This window comes from Kitasatospora sp. NPDC059803, from assembly GCF_042732255.1.
GTDB lineage: Bacteria > Actinomycetota > Actinomycetes > Streptomycetales > Streptomycetaceae > Kitasatospora.
This window is the reverse complement of record NZ_JBHWIJ010000273.1, coordinates 1-11830: the sequence shown is the minus strand read 5'-3', so window position 1 is coordinate 11830 and position 11830 is coordinate 1. Positions and strand designations below refer to the sequence as shown.

At 72.9% G+C, this 11830-nt stretch carries 13 protein-coding genes; all 13 read right to left on the bottom strand.

The window, feature by feature from the left end:
* Positions 1–882, bottom strand: an 882-nt coding sequence (gene hypE, locus ACFV6I_RS31505) for a hydrogenase expression/formation protein HypE (protein WP_380428960.1), incomplete at its 3' end; no start/stop codon positions are given.
* Positions 875–1999 carry a hydrogenase formation protein HypD gene (gene hypD, locus ACFV6I_RS31500; RefSeq protein WP_380428958.1) on the bottom strand — a complete coding sequence of 375 codons (1125 nt, stop codon included), beginning with the start codon at positions 1997–1999 and terminating at the stop codon, positions 875–877. The genes hypD and hypE, both read right to left, overlap by 8 nt.
* Positions 1996–2310: a HypC/HybG/HupF family hydrogenase formation chaperone gene (locus ACFV6I_RS31495; protein WP_380428955.1), complete on the bottom strand. Its 315-nt coding sequence runs from the start codon at positions 2308–2310 to the stop codon at positions 1996–1998. Before ACFV6I_RS31495 ends, hypD begins: the two co-directional genes overlap by 4 nt.
* 61 nt (positions 2311–2371) lie before the next feature.
* Positions 2372–4705, bottom strand: coding sequence for a carbamoyltransferase HypF (gene hypF / locus ACFV6I_RS31490; protein WP_380428952.1), 2334 nt, complete (start codon positions 4703–4705; stop codon positions 2372–2374).
* The gene (gene hypB / locus ACFV6I_RS31485) at positions 4702–5532 is read right to left on the bottom strand and encodes a hydrogenase nickel incorporation protein HypB (RefSeq protein ID WP_380428949.1); all 831 of its coding nucleotides are present in this window, start codon (positions 5530–5532) and stop codon (positions 4702–4704) included. The genes hypF and hypB overlap by 4 nt, the downstream gene beginning before the upstream one ends.
* A 5-nt stretch (positions 5533–5537) precedes the next feature.
* Entirely contained in the window at positions 5538–5918 is a 381-nt protein-coding gene (gene hypA / locus ACFV6I_RS31480) for a hydrogenase maturation nickel metallochaperone HypA (protein WP_063350769.1), read from the bottom strand.
* 217 nt (positions 5919–6135) lie between these two features.
* Entirely contained in the window at positions 6136–6249 is a 114-nt protein-coding gene (locus tag ACFV6I_RS31475) for a DUF6893 family small protein (protein ID WP_380345916.1), read from the bottom strand.
* On the bottom strand, positions 6243–6758 hold the full coding sequence (locus ACFV6I_RS31470; RefSeq protein ID WP_380428947.1) for a hydrogenase maturation protease: 516 nt from the start codon (positions 6756–6758) through the stop codon (positions 6243–6245). The genes ACFV6I_RS31475 and ACFV6I_RS31470 overlap by 7 nt, the downstream gene beginning before the upstream one ends.
* Entirely contained in the window at positions 6755–8125 is a 1371-nt protein-coding gene (locus ACFV6I_RS31465) for a hypothetical protein (protein ID WP_380428945.1), read from the bottom strand. Before ACFV6I_RS31465 ends, ACFV6I_RS31470 begins: the two co-directional genes overlap by 4 nt.
* Positions 8122–8856, bottom strand: a complete 735-nt coding sequence (locus tag ACFV6I_RS31460) for a DUF6084 family protein (protein WP_380428942.1) — start codon at positions 8854–8856, stop codon at positions 8122–8124. The genes ACFV6I_RS31465 and ACFV6I_RS31460 overlap by 4 nt, the downstream gene beginning before the upstream one ends.
* The gene (locus tag ACFV6I_RS31455) at positions 8853–9500 is read right to left on the bottom strand and encodes a DUF5947 family protein (protein WP_380428940.1); all 648 of its coding nucleotides are present in this window, start codon (positions 9498–9500) and stop codon (positions 8853–8855) included. Before ACFV6I_RS31455 ends, ACFV6I_RS31460 begins: the two co-directional genes overlap by 4 nt.
* A complete protein-coding gene (locus ACFV6I_RS31450) occupies positions 9497–9958 on the bottom strand; it encodes a thioredoxin (protein ID WP_380428937.1) in 462 nt (153 codons plus the stop codon). Before ACFV6I_RS31450 ends, ACFV6I_RS31455 begins: the two co-directional genes overlap by 4 nt.
* Positions 9955–11739, bottom strand: coding sequence for a nickel-dependent hydrogenase large subunit (locus tag ACFV6I_RS31445; RefSeq protein ID WP_063350764.1), 1785 nt, complete (start codon positions 11737–11739; stop codon positions 9955–9957). The genes ACFV6I_RS31450 and ACFV6I_RS31445 overlap by 4 nt, the downstream gene beginning before the upstream one ends.
* Between the last annotated feature and the right edge of the window lie 91 nt (positions 11740–11830).

Sequence of the window (11830 nt, the reverse complement as noted above, 5' to 3'; positions counted from 1 at the left end):
TCCCCCCGCGGGCGCCCCCGGGGTGGCGCCCCCGGGGGGCGCGGGGGGCGGGCGCCCCGGAAACCCCCCCCCCCCCCCCGGGGGCCCGGGGCCCGCCCCCCCCCCCCCCCCCGCGAGGCCGCCCCGGGTGGGGTCGCGCAGGACGTGCAGGTCGGGTGTGACGGCCAGCATCGCGGCCACCAGTGAGCTGAGAGCGGCGCAGTCGCTCTCGATCTCGACGCCGAATTCCAGACCCTCGCGCACGCTCATGATGGCCACGCCGTGCAGGCCGATCTCACCGCTGACGATCACCACGTCGCCGGGGGCGGCACGCTGCGGCCGGATGTCGACTCCGGCGGGGACGAGCCCGATGCCGGCGGTGTTCAGGTACACGCCGTCGCCGTGCCCGGCCTCGACGACCTTGGTGTCGCCGGTGACCACCTCCACCCCGGCGGCCCGGGCGGCGGCGCCCAGCGCCTGGGCGACGTGCGCGACCACGGCCGTCTCCACGCCCTCCTCCAGGATGAAGCCGCAGGACAGATAGGCCGGCTGGGCCCCGCTCATGGCCAGGTCGTTGACGGTGCCGTTGACCGCGAGGTCACCGATGCTGCCGCCGGGGAAGAAGAGCGGCCGCACGACGTAGGAATCGGTGGAGAAGGCGAGTCTGGCACCGCCGAGCTCGACGACCGCCGAGTCCGCGAGCCCGGCGAGCACCGGCCCGCCGAAGGCCGGGGCGAACAGGTTCGCCACCAGTTCGGCTGACAGCACCCCGCCTCCGCCGTGCCCCATCACCACCCGGGGGTGGTCGCGCAGCGGCAGTGGACAGCTCCATCCGAGGAGGTCCGGGGCGCCGCCGGCGCCGGTCTGGGTCTGGGTCTGGGTCTGGGTCTGGGTCTCAGCCAACGGGGCTCGCCTCCCGGGCCATGCCCGGCGCGTCGAGCCGCCGGTAGAGGTAGTAGGCGGCGCAGGCGCCCTCACTGGAGACCATGGTGGCGCCGAGCGGGGTACGCGGGGTGCAGGCGGTGCCGAAGGCCTCGCACTGGTGCGGCTTGAGCAGCCCCTGGAGGACTTCCCCGCTGCGGCACTGCGCGGGTTCGACGGTGGTGATCCGCGCGACGTCGAAACGGTGCTCGGCGTCGTGGTCGCGGTAGCGCGGGGAGAGTCGCCAGCCGCTGTCCGGGATGACGCCGATGCCGCGCCAGGCCCGGTCGGTCACTTCGAAGACGTCCTCCAGCATGGCCCGGGCCGCCGGGTTGCCCTCCGGGCGCACGGCCCGCGCGTAGGCGTTGTCGACGGTGTGCTCGCCGCGCTCCAACTGCCGTACGGTGCGCCGGATTCCCTCCAGGATGTCCAACGGTTCGAAGCCGGTGACGACGATCGGCACCCGGTGGCGTTCGGCGAGCGCGGGGTATTCGTCGGTGCCCATCACGCTGCACACGTGTCCGGCGGCGAGGAAGCCCTGGACCCGGCACTGCGGCGAGTTCATGATGGCCTCGATGGCGGGTGGCACCCGTACGTGCGAGACCAGCATGCTGAAGTTGCCGATGCCCCGCTTCCTGGCCTGGTGCACGGCCATGGCGTTGGGTGGGGCGGTCGTCTCGAAGCCGATGCCGAAGAAGACGACCTCCCGGTGCGGGTTCTCCTCGGCGATCCGCAGCGCGTCCAGCGGGGAGTACACCACCCGGACGTCGCCGCCCTCGCCGCGCACCCGGAAGAGGTCGCGGCCGGTTCCGGGCACGCGCAGCATGTCGCCGAAGGAGCAGAAGATCACCTCGGGCCGGGCCGCGATCTCCAGCGCCTTGTCGATCACCTCCAGCGGGGTGACGCACACCGGGCAGCCCGGGCCGTGGATCAACTCGACCTCGGGCGGCAGCAGTTGGTCGATCCCGTGGCGGATGATGCTGTGCGTCTGGCCGCCGCACACCTCCATCAGCGCCCACGGCCGGGTGACCGTCGCCCTGATGTCGGCGAGCAGACCGCCGGCCAGCTCGGGGTTCTGGAACTCCTCCAGGTATCTCACCGTTCCTCCTCCTGCTTCGCCGAGGCCGCCGTAGCCGCGGCAGCCGCGGCAGCCGCGGCCTCCCAGGGGTCGCCGAACTCCTCCTGGAGCAGGCCGAGTTCCTCGAACAGCTGCAAGGTCCGGCGGGCCGATTCCTCGTCCAGCCGCTGCAGGGCGAACCCGACGTGGACGATGGCGTACTCGCCCACCTTCAGGTCCGGCAGGTATTCCAGGCACACGTCCTTGACGACCCCGCCGAAGTCGACGACCGCCATCCTGGTCCCGTCGCGTTCCGCGATCTCCAACACTCTTCCGGGTACCGCCAGGCACATTGCGGTCTCCCTCCTCTCTCCGGTTCCTCCGAACCTGCCGAACTCCGTACGTGCGGGGCGCTCAGCCGTCGGCCCGCGCCGCCACCATCAACTGGCCGAGCGCGAGCCCCGCGTCGTTGGGCGGCACCCGGCGGTGCCGCAGCACGGTGAACCCGTCCTCCGCCAGACCCCGCGCGCATGCCGAGGACAGCAGCGCGTTGGCGAAGACGCCGCCGCTCAGCGCGACCGTCCCGGTGCCGTGCCGCCGCCTGATCCCTGCGCACACCGCCCGCACCAGCGCGGCCACCGCCGCATGGAACCGGGCGGCGATCAGCCCGGGCGGCGCCCCTGCTGCCAGGTCCGCCACCACCGCAGCCAGCACCGGCCCGGGTCGGGCGGTCATCATCCCGCCCTCGTCGACGAGTTGGAATGCGTAGCCCTCCCCCGGGCCGGGCACCGGCCCGTGCGCGAGGGCGGCCGCCTCCAGCTCGATCGCCGCCTGCGCCTCGTACCCGGCTTTCTGGCAGACCCCGGCCAGCGAGGACACCGCATCGAACAGCCGGCCCATGCTGGAGGTCGGTACACAGTTCACCGATCGATCCAACTGCTGTGACAGCAGTCGGAGTTCGCCTTCAGGGCAGGATCGCACCGGCGGCAGACCAGCCGCCCACGGGAGCCCCGCCGCCCGCAGATGGGCCAGCGCCATCCGGTACGGACGCACCACGGCCGCATCGCCCCCCGGCAGCGGAACGTAGTCGAGCCGGGCGAGACGCCGAAAGCCCCGGTAGTCGGCCAGCAGCGCTTCTCCGCCCCACACCGCGCCGTCCACTCCGTAACCGGTGCCGTCGAAGGCGATCCCGATGACGGGCCGGCTGCCGTCGAGGCCGTGCTCGGCCATCACCGAGGCGATGTGCGCGTGATGGTGCTGGACGTCCCGTACCTCACGGCCCCGGGCCGACCTGCGCACGTGCCGGGCGGAGCGGTAGCCGGGGTGGCGGTCGACGACGAGCACCTCGGGCTGCACGCCGGTGACAGCCCCGAGGTGGTCCACCGCGCGGTCGAACGCCCGCAGGGTGGCGAGGTCGTCCATGTCGCCGAGGTGGCCGGACAGCCAGGCGTAGCCGTCCCGGGCCAGCGCGAAGGTGTTCTTGAGGTCGCCGCCCGCGGCCAGCGCGGGCCGCACCGGCACCGGCAGGGGCACCGGGAGCGGCACGTAGCCGCGCGAGCGCCGTACCGGCAACAGCTGCCCGTCCACCACCCGCACCACGGAGTCCTCGCAGGGCACGTGGATGGGGCGGTCGTGGGTGAGCCAGCCGTCGACCAGCGGGGCGAGACGGGCGAGGGCCTCCCGGTCGTCCGTCACGATGGGCTCGCCGGACAGGTTCGCGCTGGTCATGACCAGCAGTCCGGGGCCGGGAGGGGCGAGCAGGAGGTGGTGCAGCGGGGTGTACGGCAGCAGCACGCCGAGGTCGGGGCTGCGCGGAGCGGCTGCTTCCAGCTCCGCGAGCCGGTGTGCCCCCCGGCGCAGCAGCACGATCGGCCGCACCGGGCCGGTGAGCAGTTCCTCCTCGACGGGCCCCAGCTCCACCGCCCCGGATGCCGCCAGTGCCCTGAGCTGTTCGAGGTCGCGGGCCATCAGGGCGAAGGGCTTGTCACCGCGCCGCTTGCGCCGGCGCAGCAGGGCGACGGTGTCCGCGTCGGTGGCGTCGCAGGCCAGGTGGTAGCCGCCGATGCCCTTGACGGCCAGGACCGCTCCGCAGGTGATCAGGCGCCGGGCCTCGGTGAGCGCCTGCTCGCCGTCGAGCACGGGGAGCCCGGGGACGGACAGGGTGAGGGTCGGGCCGCAGGTGTGGCAGGCGACGGGCTGGGCGTGGAAGCGCCGGTCGGCCGGGTCCGCGTACTCGCGGGCGCAGTCGGGGCACATCGCGAAGGCCGCCATCGTGGTGTTGGCCCGGTCGTACGGCAGGGCGGTGACGATGGTGTGCCGGGGCCCGCAGTTGGTGCAGCTGATGAACGGGTGCCGGTAGCGGCGGTCGGCGGGGTCGGCCAGTTCGGCGAGGCAGTCGGCGCAGGTGGCGGTGTCCGGGGGGATCTGGGTGCGGTGCGGTCCGTCGGCGCGGGAGGGTGTGATGACGAAGCCCGGTGTGCCGGTGACGGCCAGCGGCTGGTGGTCCACCGAGGCGACGTCGGCGAGCGGGGGCGCGTCGCTGGCGATGCGTCGGCAGAACGCGGTCACCGCCTCGCCGGTGCCCTCGATCTCGGCGAGTACGCCATCGCCGGTGTTGGTGACGCTGCCGGACAGCCCGAGTTCGGTGGCGAGGGTGAAGACGAACGGTCGGAATCCGACGCCTTGGACGAGTCCGCGCACGGCGACCCGGCGGCGCTGGAGCAGGGGCGGCTGCTGATCCGTGGTCACGACAGGTCCACGGCCGGGCGCGGGTGGTCGTGGGCCCCCGCGTGGGCGTGGTCGTTGCCGTTGCCGTGGCTGTGGTTGCTGCCGTGGTCGTGGCTGTGGTCGTGGTCGTGGCTGTGGTCGTGGCTGTGGTCGTGGTCGTGCGCGCCGGCCATCACCGGCCGGTGGACCTGCGCGCCGGCCAGCACCGCGAGCGCCCGGTCCAGCAGCGCCCCGGCACCCTGCCCGGTGCGGGCCGAGGTGAAGACCACCTCCACCCCCGGGTTGACCCGCGCGACGCTCGCGAGGAAGGCCGCTTCGTCGAACTGTGCCGCGACGGCGAGGTCTGCCTTGGTGACCAGCACCAGGTTGGCCAGTCCGAAGGCGGTCGGGTACTTGAGCGGCTTGTCCTCCCCTTCGGTGACCGAGGCGAGGACGACCCGCAGCGACTCGCCGAGATCGTAGGAGGCGGGGCAGACCAGGTTGCCGACGTTCTCGACGAACAGCAGCCGGGTGTCCGGCGGCAACCAGCCGGCCAGGTGCCCGCGCAACATCGCCGTCTCCAGGTGGCACAGGCCGTCGGTGAGGACCTGCTTCACCGGCGCGCCCGAACGGGCCAGCCGGCGCGCGTCGTTCTCGGTGGCGAGGTCGGCGGTGAGGGCCGCGACGGGCACCTCGCGCTCCCGGGCGAGGCCGAGTTCGGCCTCCAGGAGCGCCGTCTTGCCGCTGCCCGGGCTGGACAGCAGGTTCACCACGACGGTGCCCCGGGCGGCCAGTTCCGCCCGCAGCCGCCGGGCGTCGTCGTCATTGCGGGCGAGAACCGCCTGCCGGAGATCGACGGTGCGACACATCGGTTTCAGCCTCCTTGATCGGTCCGGGCGCCCGCCGGGGGCTCGGACCACTCGACGCCGAGGATCTGCAGCTCACGCCCGGCCAGCAGTTCGACCCTGGCACCGGCGCAGCGCGGGCAGCCCAGGTCGGGCGGCATGCCGACGCTCCACTCGACCCCGCAGGGCGTGCACTTCGCCCGTGCGGCGACGGCCTCGGTCTCCAGCACCGCACCTTCCAACAGCGTTCCGGCACAGGCCAGTTCGAAGCAGAAGTCGAGTGCCGACGGGACGACTCCGGCCAGTTCGCCGATCTGCAAGCGGACTCTGGCCACGGCGCTCTCCCCGTGCGCGCGGGCAGCCCGGTCCACCTGGTCGACGACGGCCGTCGCGATCGACATCTCGTGCATCTGTCTCGTTTCCCGCCGCTGGAGGCGCCCGGCTCCTTGGGGGCGCGGGCCCGGTGTCCGGGCCCCGTGAGCAACAGGCCCCGTGAGCAACAGGCCCCATTACAGGGTGCGGCGGCGGGAACGGCTCGAAGCCGCGCCGCCGCCGCACCCGTGACTACCTGTTCGCAGCACGTCGGTGGTGGCCCCCGCGCGTACTGCTCCGCTACCGCGTCCGCTCCTACATCCGCCGGATCCGCAGGTAGCGCCTCAGGTCGGGAAGGCTCTGCCAGATCAGCGCCGCGGCTGCGGCCAGGACGGCCGCGGCGGCCGCGACGGCGAGGTTCTTCAGCATGGTGCCGCCTCTCTGTGGGTGGGTGCGTCCGTGGTGAGGACGCGCAGGATCACGGCGACCGCCTCGTCGACGGCGGCGGCCACCGGGGTACTCAGTCCGATTCCCTCCTCCAGTGAGGCGGGTTCGCAGCCGACCACCAGGACCCGCCCGGGCGCGGTGCCGCCCGTTCCGGCGGCCAGGGTGGCGAGCAGGGCCAGCACGGCGTCCGGGCCCATCCGGTGGCCGTCCAGGACCATCGACTCCACCGGTCCGGCGTCCGCTTCGATCAGGTACACCGTCCCCGGCTCGCCGCCGCGCGCGGTGGCGTCGACGAGCACCAGCGTCCGGTAGCCGTCGAGGAGTTGGTAGGCCAGGTGGACGCCGCGCACGCCCACGTCGAGGAGCTCGACGCCGGCGGGCAGCTCCCGGGCGGCGAGGCGCCGGACGGTCTCGACCCCGAAGCCGTCGTCGCCGAGGAAGATGTTGCCGACCCCGGCGACCAGGACCTGCCCGGTCCGGTCGGCGCTCACCGCTCTTCCACCAACGCGACCTCGTCCGGCTGGAAGTACCGGAAGCGGCCCTGCGCCCGCCACAGGTCGGCGCCCGGGTCGTCGTCCACGGTGACGGCCAGGTGCACCGAACCGTCGACGTCGTGCAGCACCGCCTCCACCAGCGCGGTGCGCCCGTGCAGGAACAGGTCCTGGGCGTCGGTGCGGCGGCGACCGGGCCGGAGCCGCACTCGGCTGCCGGCGGCGACCGGGCGGCCGTCGATCATCACCTGGTCCCGTCCGGGGTCGGTCTGCGGGTCGTTGCCCGGGTCCCACCAGGGCCGGTCCGCCCCGGCTTCGGGGTGGGTGAGTTCGCGCAGCCCCCGGACGGCGCCGTGCAGCCGTTCCAGGATCTCGGGGGGCATCGAGTCGGCGAGGTCGATCACCGCGCCGGCCCGGTCGTCGGTGCCCCGGGCCTCGCGCTTCTCCCGCTCGGTCAGGGCCGCGGTGCGCAGCGCGAGGATCTCGTCGATCTCGGTGGCGTCGTAGAGCGCGCCGGGGCTCTCGGGGGCGATGTGCGGGTGGTCCTCCAGGATGATCGGCGAGGAGAGCAGCACCTTGCCGCTGCCGGGCGGGCCTGCCAGCACGGGCCAGGTGTGCTCGTTGCGGCAGGCGCGCACCGCTTCGCCCGCCCACTCGGGCGGGTCGGTCGCCGAGAGGAAGGAGCCGCGGTCGAGGCCGAGCAGCAGGTGGGCCGAGACGAGGGCGTGTGCCAGTGCGGTCTCGCGGCGGGTGCCGGGAAACGGGTCCCAGTCGGAGGTGTTCTCCACCAGGACGGTCAGCCGCTGCGCCCGGTAGGGGCCGGGTACGTCCTGGGTGGTGATCCGCAGGCGGCCCTGGACCCGTTCCCGGCGGCGCAGGAGCCGCCCGGCCAACGTGCCGTCCTCGACGAGCCGCTCCTCGTCCTCGGACGCGTCGATTTCGAAGCTGCGGACGGCTTCACCGGCCGCCAATTCCTCGACTGGGATGAGGAGTTCGATCCTTTCCTCGACCCCTTCGTCCCAGGGGACGAGCACCCGGTCGGCGAGCTCCAGCTCCTCGACGGTCCGGAATCCGCCCTGTCTGCCTGCTTCTTGGACCGTCCGCCGTTGGAGGCGCAGGAAGCGCAGTTCGACGGCCAGCTGGTCGCCCTGGCGCGCTTCCATCACGCATTCGGTGCGCTGGTGGGAGTGCTCGCCGCTGTCGGCGCCGTAGCGCGGCGGGGTCAGGACGCCGAACTGCCAGCGCAGCCGGTTCTTGGCCGCTGACGCCCGGTAGGGGTAGAGCACGTAGCCCTCGAACAGGACGGCGTCGGCGATCTGCCGGGCGTGGGCGAACCTGTTCTCGCTCTCGTGGGCGGGCGCGGTCACCGCTCCCCCTTCGCGGTCTGGGCCGCCGTGACGGCCTGGGGTGGCTTCGCGGCCTGGGTCGTCTCTGCGGCCTGGATCGGCTTCACGGCCTGGGACGGCTTCGCGGTCCGGGCCGTGCCGAGCAGTTCGCGCACGGTGGCCTCCCAGGACGGCAGGGCGCGCCGGGAGCGGTAGGCGAGCAGTTCGGCCATCAGGTCGGCGGGCAGCCGGAGCCAGCCGCAGCCCGGGAAGTGCGCGTCGATCGCCTCCCGCCAGACCTTGACCGGCATCCGCACGGCGGCTTCCTGGTCCCAGGCCACCGGGGTGACCTGGAAGCCGCCGGGGCCGGCGAAGGCGGTGCCCGAGAAGAGCAGCAGCAGCGGCACGTCCCCGTCGTCCAGTGCGGCGAGGTAGCGGGCGGCGGAGACGTCCATGTCGTAGGTGCAGGGCACCACCAGGTCGGTCTCGGTCTCGCCGGTGAACGCGCCGACCAGCAGCGGGACCTGGGCGAACTGGACCGGGTGGAGGGTGCCGGCCCAGCGTGAGCGCTCGCCGAACAGGTCGGTCAGCCGCCCGCCCTCGGCGTCGCCGTAGCGGCGCCGGGCCGGTTCGATCCGCAGCTGGCAGCGCAGCGCCAGCGCGTGCACCCGCACCTCGGCGGGGGCGGTGATGCGCAGCCGGAAGACCAGGGCGGGCCCGGCGGCGTAGGGATCGGCCCGCACTCCGGTGCAGGCGAAGGAGATCGAGGTCACCGGGCGCCGCCTTCGGGGAGGACGCGGGACCGGGCCGCCAGGCGCTCGAAGAAGGCGGTCTGTTCGGCGCGGGCCTCGGCCCCGCCGTCGAAGCCCTTCCAGCAGCGCCGCAGTCGGCCGACGAGTTCGTAGCAGACGTCGACCGGCACCAGGTAGCACTGGATGCCGTCGGTGTCGCGCCGCAGCAGCAGCGCCTCCACGTCCGGCCGCATTGCGGCGTACAGGCGGCTGCCGCCGAACGCGGCCTGCCAGGCGGCCTCGTCGGGTTCGGCCTCGGTCGCGCCGCCCGGGCCTGGGTAGAGCAGGACGGACCGCTGCAGACGTGTGGTGCGCAGCAGGAACGCGGTGGCGACGGGGATGCCGAGGACGGCCCAGGCGTCCTCGCCGAGGGGGTGGGCCGGGTCGGTCAGGTAGCGGTCGGGGACGGCGTGGTAGCGGCCGTCGGCCGCGCCGGGCTGCTGGAACAGCAGGGCGCAGGCGGTGCAGGCGCAGGTGAGCGCCTGCTGGTCGGTGTCCGCCAGGTGGCGGTGCTCGGCGGGCAGGTGCCGGCCGCAGAACTCGCAGCGTTGCGGCTGCGGGGGTGCGGGCTCCCGCAGCCGGCGCAGCAGCGCGGTGCCAGGCCGGTCGAGCTGGCGGAAGGTCATCGCGGGCCTGCCGGGGGCCGAGCGCCGATCTGCAGCAGTTCTGCGGGGCGTTCGAGTTCGACCGCGGTGACCTCGGGCGCGTGGCAGGCCAGGGCGTTCTCGATGTCCTGTTCGCCGCACCCGCAGCCGCTGCGGGTGCGGCGCAGCCGGGCGGTGCCGGTGGCCGGGTCGAAGGCGGCCAGGTCGACCGGTTCGGGCAGGGTGGCGAGTGCTCGGGTGATGCGGGCGGTGACGTCCTCGGGGTGCAGGTCGTGCAGGACGAGCAGCCCGGCCAGCGACGGTTCGTCCAGCAGCCGGGCCAGCACGGCGGGCGGCAGGGCCTGGACGAGGCGGGCCAGGGCGTCGCCGTAGAGGGCCATCAGTTCGCGGACGAGGTGCTCACCGGCCTCCTGGGCGTCGGCGCCGGCCAGCCGGTCCAGGGCCTCCTGGATGCGGGCCCCCGCCTGTTCCGGGGTCATGCGGTGAGTCCGCTCAGCCCGGTGGGCACGTGCATGGTCTGCACCGTCCTGCCGTCGCCCAGGTACATGTGGACGCCGCAGGGCAGGCAGGGGTCGAAGCTGCGCACGGCGCGCATGATGTCGATGCCCTTGAAGGTCTCCGGGGGGTTCTCCTCGAAGATCGGGGTGTTCTGGACGGCGTCCTCGTAGGGGCCGGGGGTGCCGAAGCTGTCGCGGACGCTGGCGTTCCACGGGGTCGGCGGGTAGGGGTGGTAGTTGGCGATCTTGCCGTCCCGGATCACCATGTGGTGGGACAGCACGCCGCGTACGGCCTCGGTGAATCCGCAGCCGATCGACTCGTCCGGCACCTCGAAGCGCTCCCAGGTCTGGCTGCGCCCGGCGCGGACCTCGTCGAGCGCCTTCTCGGCGAAGTGCAGGGCCGCGGCGGCCGCGTAGGCCTGGAAGTAGGTGCGGGCGCGGTTGCGTTCGATGGCGTTGCTCCACTGCGGGATCTTCCACTCGAAGGTGGTCTCCGGCTTGGTCATGGAGCGCGGCAGGTTGATCTGCACGCTGTGTCCGGTGGCCTTGATGTAGCCGATGTCGACCAGTCCCGACAGCGCGGTGGACCACAGGCGGGCGATCGGACCGCCGCCGGTGTCGAGGGCGAGGTAGTCCTTGCCGTCGAACCAGCGGGGGGACATCACCCAGCTGTACTTGTCGTCGAAGTCGCGTTTCTGCGGGGCGGGGATGGTGTGCTGGTTCCAGGGGTGGCGGGGGTCGACGGGGTTACCCAGCGGGTCGTGGGTGACGAAGAGCTCCTTGCCCTGCCAGTCCTCGTAGTAGGAGCTGCCGAGCAGGATGCGGATGCCGAGGTTGATCTCGGTGAGGTCGTTGGTGACGAGTTTGCCGTCCACCACGATGCCCGGGGTGACGAACATCCGCCGGCCCCAGTCCGTCATGTTGCGGTAGGTGAAGTCGCAGTGGTCCGGGTCGTTGAGGCTGCCCCAGCAGCCGAGCATGACGCGGCGCCGGCCGACCTCCTCGTAGCCGGGCAGGGCCTCGTAGAAGAAGTCGAAGAGGTCGTCGTGCAGCGGCACGACCTTCTTCATGAACTCCACGTAGCGCATCAGCCGGGTCAGGTAGTCGGTGAACAGCTGGACGGTGGCCACCGTGCCGACGCCGCCGGGGTAGAGGGTGGAGGGGTGCACGTGGCGGCCCTCCATCAGGCAGAACATCTCCCGGGTGTAGCGGCTGACCTGGAGCGCCTCGCGGTAGAACTCGCCCTCGATGGGGTTCAGTGAGCGCATGATGTCGGCGATGGTGCGGTACCCGTGGTCGCCGGCGTGGGGTGCCTCGGTGCGTTCGGCCAGTTCCAGGACGCCGGGGTTGGTCTCGCGGACCATCTTCTCGCAGTAGTCGACCCCGACCAGGTTCTCCTGGAAGATGTTGTGGTCGAACATGTACTCGGCGGCCTCGCCGAGGTTGATGATCCACTCGCCGAGGTGCGGGGGCTTGACCCCGTAAGCCATGTTCTGCGCGTAGACCGAACAGGTGGCGTGGTTGTCGCCGCAGATGCCGCAGATCCGGCTGGTGATGAAGTGCGCGTCGCGCGGGTCCTTGCCGCGCATGAAGACGCTGTAGCCGCGGAAGACCGAGGAGGTGCTGTAGCACTCCGCGACCTTCTTCTGCTTGAAGTCGATCTTCGTGTGGATGCCCAGGCTGCCCACGATCCGGGTGATCGGGTCCCAGGACATCTCCACCAGACCGTTGCCGTCGCCGGCCGTCCTGGTCGTCGGTGCCATCGTCTGTCATGCCCTTCTGTCAGCGGGAGGAGGCTCTGCAACGGCACCCCCCGCCCCCCCGGCGGGGGGCGAGCCGCCGGTGGCCAGCGGC